This window comes from Flagellimonas sp. 389 (assembly GCF_018449435.1).
Taxonomy (GTDB): Bacteria; Bacteroidota; Bacteroidia; order Flavobacteriales; family Flavobacteriaceae; genus Flagellimonas.
The window spans coordinates 63,365-82,369 of the sequence record NZ_JAHCMU010000015.1; the positions used below are offsets into that span (position 1 = coordinate 63,365).

Sequence of the window (19,005 nt, forward strand, 5' to 3'; positions counted from 1 at the left end):
AACCGTTACTTTCGTTACCAATGGTTTTTGAAGTATCATTTTATTTTTATTGATTATGGACTTTTTTTTTAAATACCGGTTTGTTTTATTGTTGTTCATATTCGTTGGATGTGCTTCCCAACAAAAAAATACTGCTACTACTGAAGAAATTGAGAAGCTGGATAAGCTAATTGCCGAAATGGCATTTGAAATTAAAGCTCGATGGGCCAGACCACTTGTAAGCAACAGTCTTAATAGTATTGCAAACGCAGGTTTACTTCCCTTAGGAAGCACTGCGAATCAAATTGATTTAATAGGCACTTCTAGCCATTTTAGGATCATAGGCGATAGTGTTACAGCTAACTTACCTTATTTTGGTGAAAGACAAATGGGAGCAGCTTATAACAGTGCTAATGGTGGTATTCAGTTCAGTGGAATGCCCAGGAATTTAAAAATAGTCAAGCAAGAGAACGGTAAAGGATATAAACTTGACTTTCAAATCAATAATAACACAGAAACGTATGATGTCAACGTAAACATACATCCTAATCTTCAAAGTCGCATCAATATAAATAGCTCTCACAGGAATGTGATATCGTATAGTGGTCGGGTTTATACTTACTTTACTAAATAAGTGTGTGGTCCTAAAGGCGGAGACCAAATTACTCTTATTATCTCTTATAATGCTTAGATTGAATATTATGGCAGTTGAAAATAGCCACCCTATCCCGTATTATTTTTTTAGTCTGACTACCGTTATTTAAAGCTAATAGGCATTTCGAGTTTTCCATAAGCACTTTTAGATACATTCATAAAAAAAATTAATGGATTTTAAAGTGTTAATAAATTGTTTATGTTCAAAAGGTTTAAATTCTTACACTATTTTTAGAGCATGACTAATTCAGTGTTCTTTATTTTTACTTTCGGTTTTTTGAGCTTTTTTACGAATACTATTGTCGCTCAATCGGGTACTCAAAACAAAAATTTATACAAAACTTTCGATAGCATCATTGGAGATGAGGTTTCGGGTCTTTACAATGGAGTTCAATACAACAATGATTTCATCGTTTTAGAAGGAAAACATCAATTTCTTGATACTAATGATTTTTCAGAGGGGTACGTTCGTTACGATAATCAACATCATTACAAGATTTATATCAAATATGATTTGTTTTATGATGAGATAATAGTTAGGCCTCAAAACTCCTCTGGTGGTTTGGCCTTTAAGCTAATTAAATCTCTAGTAGACGGTTTTGTACTCTTTGATAAAAAATTTGTTCATATAAAAGCCCGTAATCAAAAGACTAACGAACCCATAGGTTATTGCGAACAACTTTCAGAAACAGAGTTCTTAACTCTTTATAAGAAGCAAATCAAAAAATCTTCGAAAAAGGCTAAGGGCGCCAAGATATTCTACGAATTCAATCAAAGCAATACATACATAATAGAGTATAATAATACTTTCTTTCCTGCGGCAGTTAGCAAAGACTTAATTTCAATTTTCCCAGACCAAAAAAATGTAATAAAGGATTACTATAGAGCTTACAAAAAACTTTTAAAGTCTGATCCCGACACTTTCTTCAAATTGCTTTTAACTAGATTAAATGAAGTGAAGCAATTAAAAACAGCATAGAACCAAACCGCATGAGATTATTATTTTTATTGATTTGTTTAACAATGGTAAATGTCGCGTTAGGGCAAAACGAGGGAAAAAGAATATCCTTGTCCTTTGATGATATTACCATTTCTGAAGCATTGTCCAAAATTGAAGAAGTTACGGACTATGAATTTTATTATCTTGAAGAATGGCTTGGTACCAATTTAGTATCTGGGGAATATGATTCTACAATAGATGTTATTCTAGAAGATATTTTAGGTAAAATAGAAGTCAATTTTTATATGCTTGAGGCCAACAAAGTGGTTTTAACAAAAAACAGTATTGTTTATGACTCTTTACCAGAGGTCTTTCAAAAAAACAACCTAAACGATACGGTCAAAAATCAAGATTTTCGGCTTTTAGATGAAGCTGACATACCTATTCTTGCCATAAGATCTGACTCCAATAGCCCTACCACTATTGAGACGTTCAGGGTAGGAAAAAGAAATAGGGGGCAACGTTCTAGAACGGCTACTCTTAAAGGTATCATCTTGAACGGTACGACAGGAGATCCAATACCAGATTTACAAATTGTTGTGAGAAACGAGAACAGAGCTGCGATTACAAATACAGATGGAGCTTATGAAATACGACTACCGCTTGGAACACATATTTTGGAAATGATCGCTTTGGGAATTGAGAACACAAAAAAAAGAGTGGTTATATATAATGATGGCAGTCTCGATTTTACCTTAAATGAAAGTCTTGAACTTTTGGACGAGGTAATAGTAGAGGCAGATGCTGATAAAAATGTGGCTAATACGACAAGTGGCTCTGAAAGAATCGACGCAGAAGAGTCGAAAAATATCCCATTGGTTTTGGGAGAAAGGGATGTTTTAAGAGTAGCAACTTCTTTACCAGGAATATCAACAGCAGGTGAAGGATCAGCAGGCTTCAATGTTAGAGGAGGTAAGTCAGATCAGAACCTGATTTTATTGGATGATGCGGTTGTTTACAATCCGCAACACTTTTTCGGTATTTTTTCGGCGTTGAACCCTTTTGCGATTAGTAGTTTAAATGTTTACAAAGGTAGTTTCCCTTCGGAGTATGGAGGAAGATTGTCTTCTGTTTTTGACATTAAAACAAAGAATGCGGATGTCGAAACCATTAAAGGGGAAGCATCAATAGGCCCCGTTACGAGTAATGCTGTGATTGAACTTCCAGTGATTAAGGATAAATCTTCACTGTTGCTGGGAGGAAGAGGGGCTTATGCCAATTGGATTTTACGCTCGTTGGACGAACCAGATCTTGAAAATAGCGAAGCCTCATTTTATGATTTTTTGGCAAACTACAATCATAAAATCAATAGTAATAACAGCATAAAGGCTACAGGTTACTATAGCAGGGATGACTTTAGCATTACTTCTGATTCTCTATTCGTTTATAAAAATCAACTTGTATCGCTTAAATGGGACCATGCTTTTAATGAAAAAACAACCAGTAGCTTGGTTGCCTCAAATAGCCAGTATGATTTCGATATAGAATTCGATGGTGATTCTAACGATGACTTCCTTTTCGGATACAAAGTTAATGAGAGCGAAGTGAAGTTAAAAATCAATCATATTAAAGACTCCAAGTTTTCGTACAACTATGGTATCGCAAGTAAGTTGTACAATATCGACCCAGGCGATATAGAACCCCTAGATGAAAACAATTCCATAGTTGAGCCTAGATCTATCAATCGTGAACGTGGATTGGAATCAGCGTTTTTCGTTTCGGCAAATCTTGATATTACAGATAAACTTTCGGTAGAGGCTGGGGTAAGGCTTTCAAATTTTTTAGCATTGGGACAAGGTTCCCAAGCAGTTTTTGAAGAAGGTCAACCAAGAAATCAAGGATCGATAATTGATACATTAGACTTTGAAAGAAATGAGGTGATTGAATCTTTTTTCAATCCAGAACCTCGTATATCGGCGAGGTACTTGTTGAATCCAAGTTTGTCCATAAAAGGTGGATATGGAAGAACCTATCAATACATTCATAGGCTATCGAACAATACAACCGTATCGCCGATAGATACTTGGAAAATTTCTGATTCAAATATCAAACCACAAAGTGCAGACCAGTTTACCCTAGGTTTGTTTAAAAATATTGATGGAAACACATTTGAGCTTAGTCTTGAAGGATTTTATAAGCGTTCCGATAACATTCTCGACTTTAAAACTGGGGCTCAAATATTACTCAACGAGAATATTGTTTTAGAAACATTACAAGGTGAAGGAGAATCGTATGGAGTGGAGTTCTTGATTCGGAAAAATAAAGGAAAGCTTAACGGGTGGTTGGGATATACTTATTCTCGCTCTTTTATTAAGTTCGACAGTGAATTTCCTGAAGAACAAATTAATAATGGCGATTTTTTCCCTTCCAATTTTGATAAGCCCCATGATTTGAGTTTAGTTACGAATTACAAATTTTCCAAAAGATTTAGTCTTTCTACTAACTTCACATACCAGACAGGTAGACCTGTAACCGTTCCTGTGGGTAGTTTCTCTTTTGATAATTCAGAATTTGTTGTTTTTAGTGATAGAAACAGTTTCAGGATTCCTGATTTTTATAGATTGGATATTGGTCTTAATATAGAGGGTAATCATAAGATTAAAAAATTTGCCCATAGTTTCTGGACTATATCTATATATAACGTGCTTGGAAGAAACAACCCATTCTCTGTCTTTTTTGTCACAGAGAATGGCGAAGTACAGGGCCAGCAAGCGTCAATTTTCAATATTCCGGTACCTTCTATTACGTATAATTTTAAGTTCTAAAAAAGATGACTTTAAATTTGAGAATTGAAAATAACATATTAACCATAGTGGTCCCGTTATTATACATTCTTGGGTGTACAGAACCCTTTACCGCGCCTACCGAAGACTTTGAAAATATTTTGGTCATAGATGCACTTATTACTACGGAAGATAAGTTTCAAGAGATAAATCTTTCAAGAACTTTTCTTTTTGATGCTGAACTTGAAGCTGAAAGAGAGGCAGTAGTTCAAATTGTAGGTAATGATAACAGTACGTATTCTTTTACTGAACGAGAACCTGGCCAATACTTTTCCGACACTTCCTTTGGGGCCGTACCTGGGGTACTTTATTCCCTTTCCGTTATTACACAGCAAGGCGATTCCTTTATTGGAGGACCTATATCCATAGAACAAGAAGCAGAATTGGAAGAGATAAGGGCAGTGAGGACAACTACTGAAGAAGGTGAAGAAGGTATAGCGATAGTCGCGGATGGCTTCGATCCTACAGGAGAAGCGATTTTTTATAGGTATGATTACGTCGAGACATTTAAAATAGTTTCCGTAGCTAACCCTCAATTTGATTTGATTGTGGCATCTGAAAATCCACCGTTATTGGAAAAAGTACCTAAAACGAGACAAGAGAATATATGCTATAGAACACAGTTTTCCAATTCAATTCTCCTTACAACTTCTGAAAACTTAACGGAGAGTAGAATTGAGAACTTTCAAGTAAGGTTTATCCCTAAAACTGCCTTTGAACTTCGTACCCGTTACAGCATATTGGTAAATCAATACATACAATCCAGAACGGCCCAAAGTTTTTATGAAGATTTAAGGGATTTTTCCAATGTGTTAACAGTATTTGCTCAAACCCAGCCTGGTTTTATAATAGGCAATATCGTTTCAGACAATGAGAGTGACACTCGAGTTTTAGGGCTTTTCGAAGTTTCACAGTTAAGTTCAAAACGTATATTTTTTGAGTATGATGATTTTTTCTTTGATAATAGCCCGCCAAGATTTATTAGGGATTGCCCTGTTGTACAAGGCGGGAGCCGAGATCCTGTCTTGTTCGACTTAATTAAAAGAAAGACGCATAAATATAGAGGTGACGGGGATCCAAGCGGATTTGTTGCTAGCCCAATTGGCTGTATAGATTGTACTGTTTACGGAAGTAATGTTAAACCTGATTTTTGGGAAGATTAATTATGAACTATAATATGAGGATTTTAGTCAGTTTTTTTATCATTACCATTTCGTTACAAAGTTATGGGCAATACAAATCAATTGGGGAAGATGAAAAAAAGATATTTGAGAGCACGGCGCCAGAAAGCATTTTTGTCCATTACAACTCATCTTTCTATATGGTCGGGGAATACATGTATTTCAAAATCTATTGTTTGAATCCAAAAACCAAAAGGTTGAGTCATATTAGTAAAATGGCTTATTTGGAGTTAATCGATAAAAGTGGAGAGCGTGTATTTAGACAAAAGATTAAGCTGGATAATGGAATTGGCCAAGGTGATTTCTTTTTACCAGTAGGCACACCATCTGGAAATTATAAACTTGTAGCATACACCAAGTGGATGGGTAATTGGGGTCAAGGATTGTTTTCTCAAGAGGACATAGCTATAATAAACCCATATAGTAATAATCAAAAGAATTTTCTTGAATCAGATTCAATACAAAGTAAGATTGATTCAAAAACTTCCAAGGCGCCTTCATTCGGATTGGGTGAAAATCCGATGAAAATGGCCCCAACCAAAAAGCAATTTGGCAAAAGGGAAGCTGTAACTATTAAGTTTGAAGGAAAAAGATCTGAAAAAATTCCAAATGGGGCATATTCCATTTCGGTACGTAGGTATGATCCCATTTTCCCAAACCACAAAAAAACTACTTTCGATCATCTAGCTTTGACTAAGATTTCGACACCAATTTTTGAAAAAAATTTCATACTACCTGAACTTAGGGGAGAACTTATTACTGGTAAGGTGGTTACCAATAATCCAGACAAACCAGTTGGTAATCTCAAAGTATCATTTTCTATTCCCGGAGAAAACTATCAATTAAAAATTGCTAGGACGGATGCATCTGGACAATTCTATTTTAATATTGGCAAACCATATAGAAGTGAAGAAGCAGTTATTCAAATTCTTGAAGAAAAGGTTGATGGATTGACTGTGGAGATAGAAAATCCTCCAACTTTAGTTGATGTAAATGACTTAAAATTCAAATCTTTCAAACTAAACCCAGACATGAACGATTTGATTCTAAAGCAAAGTATTCAAAATCAAATAGAAAATGCTTATTTCAAAGTAAAACCTGATACTATTGTTAGTGAGGGCGGACAGCTAAATTTTTATGGTAAAAAAGCTAAAACCTATCTTTTGGATGATTATACAAGGTTTCCAACCGTTAAAGAAACGGTTTTGGAAATTTTGAATAATGTATGGTTAATGCAAACTAAGGATGGTGCATATTCTTTTAATCTAAGAACGTTGAATGGGGAATTTAATAATTCAGAGTTTACATCACTACTCCTGGTAGATGGTTTGTTGGTCAAGGATCAGGATTACTTCATAAAAAATTTTAATTCAAATCTAATCGAAAGAATCAATATTGTAAGACAATATTATCGAATTGGTTCTCAGATTTTTGATGGCGTAATTGATATACAAACGTTTGATCTCAATTATCAAATACCACCTAACAAAGATGGTTTGAAAGCTTTGAAGTTGGATAGGCAAACAGAGATTAAAGACTATTTTCGCCAGACTTATGTAGATTCAACAATAAAGCAATCAAAACGTATTCCCGATTTAAGACAACAGCTTTTATGGCTTCCAAATATAGACTTGGATAAAGATGAAACCATTACCTTTTTCACTTCGGATGTATCTGGTAATTTTGAGATTTCTTTGGAAGGGTTCACTGAGACAGGGCAGCCAGTATCACTGAAGGAAACTATTACCGTCGAATGATTTTTGATAATTATCTATTAATATGATGTTGGGGAGCTTAAAATGTATACGGGGAATATTAACTTTAATGGTTGCGGTGTTCTGTGTAGATGGATGTACCGAACCTTTTGATGCTCCCGAGGAAGACTTTGAGGAGATTTTGGTAATAGATGCGCTTATCACCAGTGAGGAAAAGCGTCAGGAGATACATATCTCCAATACGTTCTTGTTTGGTAGTACTTTGCAGACAGAAAATGGGGCGGTTGTTTCGATATCCGATGATACGGGAAATAACTTTGTATTTAGTGAAACAGAACCTGGCACTTATGTGTCTGATGTTATTTTTGGTGCCCAACCCGGGGTTTCCTACTCACTATCCGTAAATACTTCCAATGGAAATTCTTTTAGGGCAGGTCCTTTGTCAATTTCGCAAGATGCTGTATTGGAGAGTGTAAGAGGGGTGAGAAGCACCTCGGAAAATGGGCAGGAAGGTGTTGCTATATTAGCAACAGGTTTTGATGCTGAGGGCGAAGCAGTTTTTTACCGATATGATTATGAGGAAACCTTCCAAGTGGTTTCAGTTGCTAACCCTAGTTTTGATTTGGTAGTAGTTTCCGAAACACCACCTATATTGGAAAGAGTACCTAAAACAAGAGAAGAAAGCGTGTGTTATCGAACACAGCTCTCAAACGAAATATCGATAGCGACCTCGGAGAATCTATCGGAAAGCCGTGTTCAGGATTTTCAAGTGAGGTTTCTGCCAAAGACAGCCTTTGAACTTAGAAGTAGATACAGTATTTTGGTGAACCAATACGTTCAGTCACAAACAGCACAGACTTTCTATGAAGACCTACGTGACTTCTCGAACATACGCACAGTTTTTGCCCAAACACAACCAGGCTTCATTAAGGGTAACATCCTTGCTGAAAATACGAATGGAACAAGGGTATTGGGGCTTTTTGAAGTAGCACAAGTAAGTTCGCAGCGTATATTCTTAGAGTATGACGATTTTTTTTCAGAAAATGACCCTCCAGAGTTTATAAGGGATTGTCCAACTGAGCAATATCCTTTGTCGAGTCCTATACTTTTTGAACTTATCAAATCTGGCACACATAAATACCGAGGAGAGGAGCCTACTCCAAGTGCAATCCTTTACATTGTCAGCCCACGAGGATGCATAGATTGCACGGTTTACGGTACTACAGAAATACCTGATTTTTGGGAAGATTGATTTTTTTGAATCATTATCGTAAGGAACCTTACAGTTTCAATTGCTCTTGTATATGTCGTACTGATAGAGAGGATTGAAGATGTCACGGTATTTCCAATAAGTAACTAATAAGTTTTTTATAACTGGAAATGAAACTTTTTTGTAGATATAAATATTTAGTAATAGTATTTTTGATAGCTATCTCTTCTATATCCAGCTGTACGGAGCCGTTTGAAGCACCCACAAAGGACTTTGAAGATATATTGGTTGTAGATGCCTTTATCACTAGTGAAGAAAAACTACAGGAAATCAATCTTTCAAGGACGTTTGTTTTTGATAGCCCAGTAGAAGAAGAACGTAACGCCATTGTAAGGGTTTCAGGCAATGATAGGTAGCGATTATATCTTTTTGGAAAATGAACATGGAAAATACATATCTGCAGCTCCATTTGGAGCACGTCAAGGAATTGATTATTCTCTCTCCATTGTTACAGCAAAGGGGAGCTCTTTTAGTGCAGGCCCAATATCCATTGATAGTGATGCGGAGCTTGAAAGCTTAAGGGCCGTAAAAGCTACAGCTGAAAATGGGGAGGATGGGGTCGCAATACTTGCGAGTGGGTCTGATTTGCAAGGTGATGCCCGTTTTTATAGATACGATTATGAGGAGACTTATAAGATAGTTTCTTTCAGCAATCCTATTTTCGATTTGGTAGTAGTATCGGAGAATCCTCCTATATTGAAGAAGGTACCAAGAACTACAGAAGACAATATCTGTTACCAGTCGAAAATATCCAATTCCATTGTTATTACAACAACAGAAAATCTTCTGGAAAGTCAGGTAAAGGACTTTCAAATTAGGTTTTTACCTAAAAATGCATTTGAACTACGGACTCGTTACAGTATATTGGTAAATCAATATGTACAATCGCAAACTGCACATACATTTTATGAAGATCTTCAAGAATTCTCAAACATAAGAACAGTTTTTGCACAGACACAGCCTGGCTTTTTAAAAGGTAATGTTATATCTGACAATAATGACAAGATACGTGTACTTGGTCTTTTTGAGGTAGCACAGGTCAGTTCCAAGCGTATTTTTATAGAATACGATGATGTATTTTCTGATAATGACCCACCTGATTATATAATTGATTGTCCTCTCTTGGAATACGACCCGAATAATCCTGATTTAGGTATTTTTGATCTTATTAAATCTGGAGAATATAGATATAGGGGTGAAAGGCCAAAAGGCCTTACACCAGAGCCTGAAGAGCCATTTTATTTAATTAGTCTTAAAGGATGTGTCGATTGCACTATTTATGGAACTAATATAAAGCCTGATTTTTGGGAGGATTGATATACATCTGAATACCAAATATTCTTCGAAATTTATGGGATGTTTGATGAATTCTTTTTTTAAAAATCAATCAATAAAACTATTAATGATTTTGTTATAGCTTTACTATTCACTTTTGTCCAATTAAATTAGCTTAAAAGAAATATTACCATGAAATTAAATCTTTCTATCCCAAAACTGATTTTCAGTTGTCTACTATTTTCATTGTTCATTTCTTGCAATGGAAAAAAAGAAGAAACAAAAGAAACTGTCAGCGAAAGTGTAGAAGAGCAAATAGACTCCACCAGTCTGCCAATTCAAAACTTAAATCTTCCTAATGGGTTTAAGGTATCTGTATTTGCGGAAGGAATCGATGGGGCCAGGTCTATGGCAATGGGAGATGAAGGAACGCTCTTTGTTGGAACCCGAAATGAAAAAACAGTGTATGCGCTTCAGGACTTGGACGGGGATTTTAAAGCTGAAAAGGTAATGGTCTTGGATTCAACTTTAGAAGTTCCGAATGGCGTTGCATTCAAAGATGGCGCGCTATATGTTGCTGAAGTTGGTCGATTGCTCAAATATTCAAATATTGAACAGGATTTATCAAACCTACCAAAACCAGAAATTATCTATGACGATTATCCTACCGAGTTTCACCATGGCTGGAAATATATTGCCTTTGGGCCTGATGGTAAATTATATGTTCCCGTTGGCGCACCTTGTAATATTTGTGAGAGCGAAGATGAACGTTTTGCTTCGATCACACGAATGGATCCCGATGGAACCAATAGGGAGATTTTTGCAAAAGGTGTCCGCAATACAGTAGGTTTTACGTGGCATCCAGAAACAAAAGACTTTTGGTTTACCGATAATGGCAGGGATATGATGGGAGATGATGTTCCTCCATGCGAATTAAATAAAGTGACAACGGTTGGTGAACACTTTGGATATCCTTATTGCCATGGCGGTATTGTGAAAGACCCTGAATTTGGGGACAAGCACCCCTGTTCGGATTTTGTTCCGCCTGTACAAGCTTTGGGTGCCCATGTAGCGCCATTAGCAGTTAAATTTTATACAGGAAACATGTTCCCCGAAGAATACAGGAATTATGCATTTATCGCCGAACATGGGTCGTGGAATCGTTCCTCAAAAGTAGGCTATAAAATCTCTATGGTAAAGTTGGATGGAGATAAAGCGGTAAGCTATGAGACTTTTTTAGATGGGTGGCTGGACGAAGAAAGTCAAGAACGCTTTGGTAGACCTGTAGACATCCTGTTTCTAAAAGATGGTTCTATGCTTATTTCTGATGATTTTGGGGATGCTATTTACCGAGTTTCATATGATGAAAATAGTATTGCAAGCGTTAATTGATTGAATAAAAAATCAATTGAAAATATTAAAAAAATACCTCAAACGAATGCTCTTTACTATCCTGTCCATCATTGGGGTTTTAATACTGACCTCTATAATTTTTGTGAATTTCTACCCAAGCTTTGGCGGTAAGGTTACGAAGGAAGACCAAAAGGAATATGCACAATCTAAAAACTACAATAAAGAACGATTTGTAAACGAAAAAGATGTTCCCAAAAATTTGAGTTTTGCTGAGACATTAGGAATAATGCGCAAGTTTTTTTTCACCAAAGTTACTAATGGAAGCCCAGATAAGCCTTTGAAAGTTCAGAAGATAGATTCGACGGCGATTGCTGATTACAATGGAGATACTCGATTAATTTGGTTTGGGCACTCTGCTTTTCTTTTGCAGATAAACGGGAAAAATATTTTAATAGACCCTATGCTGAGTGATGTGCCAGCACCGCATCCATGGCTGGGGAGTGGACGTTTTAGCAAAGAACTACCAATAGCAATTGAGAAAATATCTAGGATTGATGCTGTATTAATTTCTCATGATCACTATGATCACTTGGATTATGAATCCATTCGAAAACTAAAAGATAAAGTCGGACATTTTTATGTGCCCTTGGGTGTTGGCGTACATTTGAAAGCTTGGGATGTACCCAATGATGCTATTACAGAGTTGGACTGGTGGCAAGAAGCAACGTTCAGTGATTTAAAGTTTGTTTGTACCCCCGCTCAGCATTTTTCTGGGCGTAGGTTCAATGATAGGCAAAGTACGTTGTGGAGTTCTTGGGTAATTAAATCCATGGATGAAAGCATATTCTTTAGTGGCGATAGTGGGTACAGTGGTCATTTTAAGACTATAGGTAAAAAGTACGGCCCATTTGATTTCGCGATGATGGAGTGTGGGCAATATAATGAGTCTTGGGCCGATATTCATATGTTCCCAGAAGAAACCGTACAGGCCGGTATCGATGTTAAGGCAAAATATATAATGCCCATACATTGGGGTGCGTTCAAGCTTTCACTGCATTCTTGGACAGACCCTATAGAGCGTGTAGTCAAAAAAGGTGGAACTTCAGATATAGGTCTAGTCACACCCAAAATAGGAGAACCTATACTTTTAGAAGAGCTTTCAGGGTACAATGATACCTGGTGGCGCAACTAACTTTTCAGGCATATCTTTTTAAAATATAAAACTGATAAGGTGAGAATAGTATTATATTCTTATTTCACTGCTACATGCAACGAAGTGGGCAGTTCAAAGATTTCTAGGTCAAAATAGGGTAGGGCCGCTAATAAATGATCAAAGATATCAGCCATGATATATTCATAGTTCTCCCATCTTTTATCGCTGCTAAAAGCATAAATTTCTAAAGGAATTCCCTGTGGTGTTGGACTCAGTTGGCGCGTCATTAAAGTCATGTCCTTGTTGATTGCTGAATGTCCCTCCAGATAACTTTCTATGTACTTCCTGAAAACGCCAAGATTGGTAAGGTTCCTTCCGTTAATGGCCAAATTTTTATCAGCTTCACGTTCTTCGTTAAACGTATTTATTTTTTCAGTTCGCGTTTCTAAATAGCTAGTGATAAGTTGAATTTTCTTGAGAGAGGCCACATCTTCAAGACTTAAGAATTTAATGCTTTGTTGTCTAATAATCAATGCCCTTCGAATCCGTCTACCACCGGAGGTCTGCATCCCTCTCCAATTTTTGAATGAATCCGAAATCAATGCATATGTTGGAATAGTGGTGATGGTTTTGTCGAAATTCTGTACTTTGACAGTTGCCAGGGAGATTTCGATAACATCTCCATCGGCACCATATTTTTCAAAAGTTATCCAATCACCAATACGTACCATATCGTTTATGCTCACCTGTATGCTTGCTACAAGCCCTAAAATAGAGTCTTTAAAAATTAAGAGTATAACCGCGGAAGCCGCACCAAGTGCAGTGAAGAATTTCCATATGGTAGTGTCTGTAACAATGGCGAAAACAGTCAAAACCCCACCAATCCAAGAAAAAATCATGAAAACTTGGATATAACTGTCCAAAGGTTTATCCTTCAAATGTGGTAATGTCCTTAAAAAATCTTTGATACTTGATAATAGACTTTTTACTAAAAATAGTGCTAATAGTACGCCAAGGATGGAAAGTGCTTTTTGCATCAATAAACCACCATATTCAAAATCTAAAAAAGCAAGTGGCATTAATTCAAAAAGCAATAACAAAGGGATAATGTGTGCAAGATATCTAGGGACTCTATTAGCGACCAAAAAGTCATCAAAATTGGTTTTTGTTCGTCTTGCAGTACGCACGGAAAGTGATCTAAGTACCTTCCAGATAACAAAGTCTAACAACCATGCAAACACAAGAATACCAATAAAAAGTATGAACAGGTTTACATACGAAACTATATTTTCCTCGATTCCCGTTTTCAGTAGATAGTCATGTAGCAGACGACCATATTTTTTGTCCATAATAACAGCTAATTCTCAAATTAATTGTAAAAGTATGGCTTAAATGGTATCACACATTAGGGTAATTGTAAAATGCTTCTTAAAAATCGCCAATTCAGCTTAAGTCTTCAATATTTTATTGAAAAAGGAATACGGCGAAGTGATTTCAGTTTTATACCGCTATCGACAAAAATTGACATAATTGTTTTAAAACATATGTCAGTTTTATCACATTCAAGAACTATTGCTTGAAATAAAAGCTAGAGATTATAAAGGACTTTTCTATTTTTTAAGCCAAAAAGAATCTGCAATGGTCCCTTCTTGCTACATATTCAGCTTTGTTTACCAAGCTCCCCACTAGCATATGACATAAATCATGAAAATTAGTGCTCGTTGAACCTAATTTTATAGTCGAATTTTTGTTGAAGCATACCTTAAAACTAAAATGAATATGGAAGTATTGGATAAAACCCGTACGAGGGTTTATCGGTTTGGTAACAAGTCCGCCGATGGAAATAGCAAAATGAAAAATCTACTAGGCGGTAAAGGTGCTAACCTGGCCGAGATGAGTACTATCGGTATCCCAGTACCACCTGGTTTTACAATAACCACAGAAGTCTGTACCGAATATAATGAGCTTGGTGAAGCAGAAGTGTTAAGTCTGATCAAGGAAGATGTTCAAAATGCCGTACACAATATTGAAGAAGTGATGGGCGCGACTTTTGGTGACAAAGAGAATCCACTTTTAATTTCTGTTCGCTCAGGGGCACGTGTGTCCATGCCCGGTATGATGGATACCGTGCTTAATTTAGGGTTGAACGATGAGATTGTAAAAGGACTGATCAAAAAAACGGGTAACGAACGTTTTGCATGGGATTCTTACCGACGATTTATTCAAATGTACGGTGGGGTTGTTCTAGGAATGAAACCTGAATCAAAAGACGATATAGATCCTTTTGAGGAAATCATGGAAAACCTTAAAGAAAAGCGGGAAATTCAATTGGATACAGAATTCACGGTTCAAGATTTAAAGGATCTTGTTTATGATTTCAAGGATGCCGTAAAGAAACGTGTAGGCCATGATTTTCCAATGGATCCATGGGAGCAGCTGTGGGGCAGTGTGATTGCCGTATTCAACAGTTGGAACGGGGATAGGGCGGTTTATTACCGAAACATGCATGGATATCCTGCAGATTGGGGTACAGCCGTTAATGTTCAAGCCATGGTGTACGGTAACATGGGTGAGAATTCAGGAACAGGGGTGTGTTTTACACGAGATGCAGCCACTGGAGAAAACGTATTCAATGGAGAGTACCTTATCAACGCTCAGGGAGAGGATGTAGTGGCAGGAGTGCGAACACCGCAACAAATTACCGCACTTGGCTCAAAAAGATGGGCTGAATTGGCCAAAATAGAGGAAGAGGAAAGAGCAAATAACTATCCTTCATTGGAAGAATTGATGCCATCCATATTTACAGAACTCAATACATATCAAGAAACCCTTGAAAATCATTACAAGGATATGCAAGATATGGAGTTTACCATTCAAGATGGAAAGCTTTGGATTCTCCAAACTCGAAATGGTAAAAGAACTGGTGCCGCAATGGTCAAGATCGCTATGGATCTTTTGAAAGAGGGTTCTATAGACGAAAAAGAAACTTTAATGCGAATCGAACCAATTAAACTGGACGAACTTTTACATCCTGTTTTTGATACGAACGCGCTCAATAGGGCAAATGTAATTGCACAGGGCCTACCAGCTTCTCCAGGTGCTGCAACGGGTCAAATCGTATTTTTTGCTGATGAGGCGAAAAAGTTTAAGAATTCGATTTTAACACGAATAGAAACATCTCCCGAAGACTTGGAGGGTATGAACATTGCCAAAGGTATTCTGACGGCAAGAGGCGGTATGACCTCACATGCCGCGGTTGTTGCCCGTGGAATGGGTAAATGCTGTATCTCTGGGGCCGGTGCTTTAAAAATCAACTATAAAAACAGAACGCTTACTGTTGATGGCAAAGTATATCAAGAAGGGGATTGGATTTCCCTAAACGGATCAACAGGAAACATCATTGAAGGAAAGGTAGCAACCCGCGAACCTGAGTTGAGTGGAGAGTTTGCCGAAATCATGAAATTGTCGGACAAATACGCTACCATGGAGGTGAGAACTAACGCTGATTCGCCCAAAGATGCAAAAATTGCCTTAGGCTTTGGTGCGAGCGGTATAGGTCTTACAAGAACCGAGCATATGTTTTTTGAGTTAGATCGGATAAAGGCCATGCGGGAAATGATTTTGGCAGATACAACAAAAGGTAGAAAACAGGCATTGGAAGAACTGTTGCCCATGCAACGAAAAGACTTTGAAGGTATTTTTGAAGCTATGGAAGGCCTTCCAGTTACCATTCGTTTGCTTGATCCGCCATTGCACGAGTTTGTTCCGCACCAATTGGCCACGCAAAAAGAACTTGCCGAGGACATGCATATTTCGCTTACTGCGGTTAAAAACAAAGTGGCTGAGCTCCAGGAGTTCAATCCTATGTTGGGCCATCGCGGTTGTCGTTTAGGAAATACCTATCCAGAAATAACAGAAATGCAGACAAGAGCGATTATCGAAGCTGCATTAAATCTGAAGGAAAAAGGAATTGAGTCCAAACCAGAAATTATGGTGCCGTTGGTGAGTACTGTGAACGAGTATTTGGAACAGGAAAAAATTATAAGAACCACAGCACAACAAGTCTTTGAAGAATATGGAAACACAGTTGAGTATTTAGTGGGGACAATGATTGAAATTCCTAGGGCTGCCCTATTGGCCGATACTGTTGCTGAGCATGCAGATTTCTTCTCATTTGGAACCAATGACCTTACCCAGCTCACTTATGGATACAGTCGTGATGATGCTGGTAAATTCCTTCCCATTTATTTAGAGAAAGGAATTTTGAAGGTAGATCCTTTTGAGGCTTTAGATCAAGAAGGCGTAGGTAAGTTGGTCACAATGGGAACATCTTATGGTCGACGTACAAAACCAAATCTAAAAGTAGGTATCTGTGGAGAACATGGTGGCGAACCTAGTTCCATAGAGTTTTGTTATAAAAATGGAATGAATTATGTCAGCTGTTCACCTTTTAGAGTTCCGATTGCACGGGTATCCGCTGCGCAAGCGGCCATAAAAGCGCAAATGAACTAGTTGGTTTAGGATTACCATGACTGAGCAGTCTTTCAATTTTATGGAGTTGAAAGACTGCTTTTTTTAAGGATGATTTACCATTCATCATGATGGGGTTAAAGTAGCCTTGTGACTTCAAAATGCCAAAAGTTCCACTAGGTCAAAAATCGATTTTATAAAATATTGATTTTTTGACAAGTGAATTTGGGATATAAGTAGTTCTTTTATTGGTCAATCATCAATCAAAAATGAAAAAAAGCTGGTTTTTTTCCTTGCTGTGCCTTGTGTGCAGTGGCCTTTGTGGTCAAAATTCAGTGGATTCCGAGAATGAAGTCCAAGATAAGCCTAACAGCTTTATGGACAAGACTGAGTTTAGGGCAGGTTATTACGGTAATTTTTATTGGAACCCTGGTCTAACTTTTGGAGCCGAATATCTCTGGAAAGAAAGGGTACGGACCAAAGAGAAAAAAAAGAGAACAAAAATTATAACGAAACAATGGTTGCTCAATGGAACTATTGGCTTGAGTTGGGATCCAAGAACTGAACTTGGTGTTTTTACCAATTATGGAATTCTTTGGCGTAGGACCAATACAAAGGGAAAACAAATTAATATCCAATTTAATCCTTTGGGCTACTATAGGTCGTTTTTACCTGAAACCTATGAAGTTTCGGGTGATAGGGTGGATAAGGTTTTTCTGCCCGGGCGAAATTATTTTGCGCCCTCGATTTCATTCGGTTTAGGGAAATTACGAAAAGGGAAAAAGTTAACAGGCAGATATTTAAATGCTACTTACATGCTTCGGACACCTTACAATGCTAGTTTTTTACCCTCAATCGCATTAGAGTATGGGTATCGTTTTAACATCAAAAAGAAAAGGAAACATGCGAAGGATAATCAATAGTGGCTTTGTAATATCACTCTTCTTGCTTTCATTTCTCTTTATACTTTCTTGCTCACAAGAAGAAATAGGTGATTTAAAGGATACGCTTTATGTTAGGCACGAGGGTGCGGATATGCCAGCCCATATTTATGGCAATGCAACGGAAAAGGTGTTTCTTGTCATTTTGCATGGCGGTCCGGGAGGTGATGGGTTAACCTATAGGGCGGGAACCATTAAAAGTAAGATTGAAAAAGAATGCGCCGTTGTATATTTTGACCAACGCGGCTCCGGTATGTCCCAAGGCAGATATTCAGAAGATGGTATTAGTGTAGATATTATGGCTGAGGATGTTCTAGCTTTGGCAAAAGTGATTCGGCATAAATACGGAGATGACTCCCAAATATTTTTAATGGGACATAGTTGGGGAGGAACATTGGGAACTGCAGTGATGTTAAAAGACCAAAATGCATTCAGCGGTTGGATAGAGGTGGATGGAGCACATGACCCTAAAGGAATCTATTTTGAATATCCCAATAATTTTAAAAGAGTAGCTGACCAACAGATAGAGGCAAATAGAAGTATTTCCTACTGGGAAGAAGTAAAAAACAACATTAGTAAATTGGATACTACCACCTATACCGATGACGATTTTTATGAAATGAATAGAGAAGCCTATAAAGCCGAGGAACAACTGGCCGATGATAAGGTAGTTTTTAAAGTAGGTAACGGTATTCAAAGTGAATTGCTGGTTACTTTCTTTTTTAAAAACAATCCTTTAACAGTAGGTTGGAACGGAAGCGATACACAAGTAATATTGGTTAGAGACCAAGATATTTTTGAAAAGCTGTCCTATACGGATAGACTTAATGAAATAACGATACCATCCTTGATATTGTGGGGAAAATACGATATGGTAGTCCCTCCAAAATTTGCCCAAGATGCTTTTGACAATATCGGATCCAGTTCCAAAGAATTGGTCATTTTTGAAAACTCAGGACATTCACCAATGTTCCTTGAACCCGATTTGTTTGCACAAGTCGTTATTGATTTTATTAATGAAAACAAGTGATAGTTTATGAATTCTATTGAAAAAAGCATAAGATTTTTCTAGTATAAAAGAAAGAAAAAAGCAACTTATCTAAATGAAAGACATCTAGTAATAAATACTATAAAAATCTTTACATATTCGAGAAACAATCAATTAGTCGTTAGAACATGGTTACTATAAATGAATAAATACCCAAATCTGAAGCGTTTTAACCTACTTACA

At 37.1% G+C, this 19,005-nt stretch carries 14 protein-coding genes; 13 read left to right on the forward strand and 1 reads right to left on the reverse strand.

What is annotated here, in order from left to right; all coding sequences use genetic code 11:
• The first annotated feature begins 55 nt into the window (after nt 1-55).
• From KIM67_RS13675 to KIM67_RS13720, 10 genes are all read left to right on the forward strand, one after another.
• Complete coding sequence (locus KIM67_RS13675; RefSeq protein WP_213832118.1) at nt 56-613, forward strand: DUF4251 domain-containing protein; 558 nt, start codon at nt 56-58, stop codon at nt 611-613.
• 258 nt (nt 614-871) lie between these two features.
• Complete coding sequence (locus tag KIM67_RS13680) at nt 872-1,612, forward strand: hypothetical protein (RefSeq protein ID WP_213832119.1); 741 nt, start codon at nt 872-874, stop codon at nt 1,610-1,612.
• Nucleotides 1,613-1,623: 11 nt separating this feature from the next.
• A complete protein-coding gene (locus KIM67_RS13685) occupies nt 1,624-4,398 on the forward strand; it encodes a TonB-dependent receptor domain-containing protein (RefSeq protein WP_213832120.1) in 2,775 nt (924 codons plus the stop codon).
• Nucleotides 4,399-4,403: 5 nt separating this feature from the next.
• Entirely contained in the window at nt 4,404-5,579 is a 1,176-nt protein-coding gene (locus KIM67_RS13690; RefSeq protein ID WP_213832121.1) for a DUF4249 domain-containing protein, read from the forward strand.
• Nucleotides 5,567-7,354: a hypothetical protein gene (locus KIM67_RS13695; protein WP_213832122.1), complete on the forward strand. Its 1,788-nt coding sequence runs from the start codon at nt 5,567-5,569 to the stop codon at nt 7,352-7,354. The genes KIM67_RS13690 and KIM67_RS13695 overlap by 13 nt, the downstream gene beginning before the upstream one ends.
• Before the next feature lie 67 nt (nt 7,355-7,421).
• Nucleotides 7,422-8,564: a DUF4249 domain-containing protein gene (locus KIM67_RS13700; RefSeq protein ID WP_213832123.1), complete on the forward strand. Its 1,143-nt coding sequence runs from the start codon at nt 7,422-7,424 to the stop codon at nt 8,562-8,564.
• A gap of 128 nt (nt 8,565-8,692) precedes the next feature.
• A complete protein-coding gene (locus KIM67_RS13705; protein ID WP_213832124.1) occupies nt 8,693-8,938 on the forward strand; it encodes a DUF4249 family protein in 246 nt (81 codons plus the stop codon).
• Nucleotides 8,928-9,899 (forward strand): DUF4249 family protein, encoded by a 972-nt coding sequence (locus KIM67_RS13710; protein WP_213832125.1) that lies wholly within the window; start codon nt 8,928-8,930, stop codon nt 9,897-9,899. Before KIM67_RS13705 ends, KIM67_RS13710 begins: the two co-directional genes overlap by 11 nt.
• A gap of 150 nt (nt 9,900-10,049) precedes the next feature.
• Entirely contained in the window at nt 10,050-11,249 is a 1,200-nt protein-coding gene (locus tag KIM67_RS13715) for a sorbosone dehydrogenase family protein (protein ID WP_213832126.1), read from the forward strand.
• A gap of 46 nt (nt 11,250-11,295) precedes the next feature.
• Nucleotides 11,296-12,402 (forward strand): MBL fold metallo-hydrolase, encoded by a 1,107-nt coding sequence (locus tag KIM67_RS13720; protein ID WP_213832127.1) that lies wholly within the window; start codon nt 11,296-11,298, stop codon nt 12,400-12,402.
• Between the two features lie 59 nt (nt 12,403-12,461).
• Here the strand turns inward: KIM67_RS13720 and KIM67_RS13725 are convergent, their stop codons facing one another.
• Complete coding sequence (locus tag KIM67_RS13725; protein WP_213832128.1) at nt 12,462-13,712, reverse strand: mechanosensitive ion channel family protein; 1,251 nt, start codon at nt 13,710-13,712, stop codon at nt 12,462-12,464.
• Nucleotides 13,713-14,142: 430 nt separating this feature from the next.
• Between KIM67_RS13725 and ppdK the strand changes: the two genes are divergently transcribed.
• The 3 genes from ppdK to KIM67_RS13740 all read left to right on the forward strand — a co-directional run bounded on the left by ppdK (nt 14,143) and on the right by KIM67_RS13740 (nt 18,804).
• Nucleotides 14,143-16,875: a pyruvate, phosphate dikinase gene (ppdK, locus tag KIM67_RS13730; protein ID WP_213832129.1), complete on the forward strand. Its 2,733-nt coding sequence runs from the start codon at nt 14,143-14,145 to the stop codon at nt 16,873-16,875.
• A 227-nt stretch (nt 16,876-17,102) separates the two neighbouring features.
• Nucleotides 17,103-17,756: a hypothetical protein gene (locus KIM67_RS13735; protein ID WP_213832130.1), complete on the forward strand. Its 654-nt coding sequence runs from the start codon at nt 17,103-17,105 to the stop codon at nt 17,754-17,756.
• Nucleotides 17,737-18,804 carry an alpha/beta fold hydrolase gene (locus tag KIM67_RS13740; RefSeq protein WP_213832131.1) on the forward strand — a complete coding sequence of 356 codons (1,068 nt, stop codon included), beginning with the start codon at nt 17,737-17,739 and terminating at the stop codon, nt 18,802-18,804. The genes KIM67_RS13735 and KIM67_RS13740 overlap by 20 nt, the downstream gene beginning before the upstream one ends.
• The last annotated feature ends 201 nt before the right edge of the window (nt 18,805-19,005 follow it).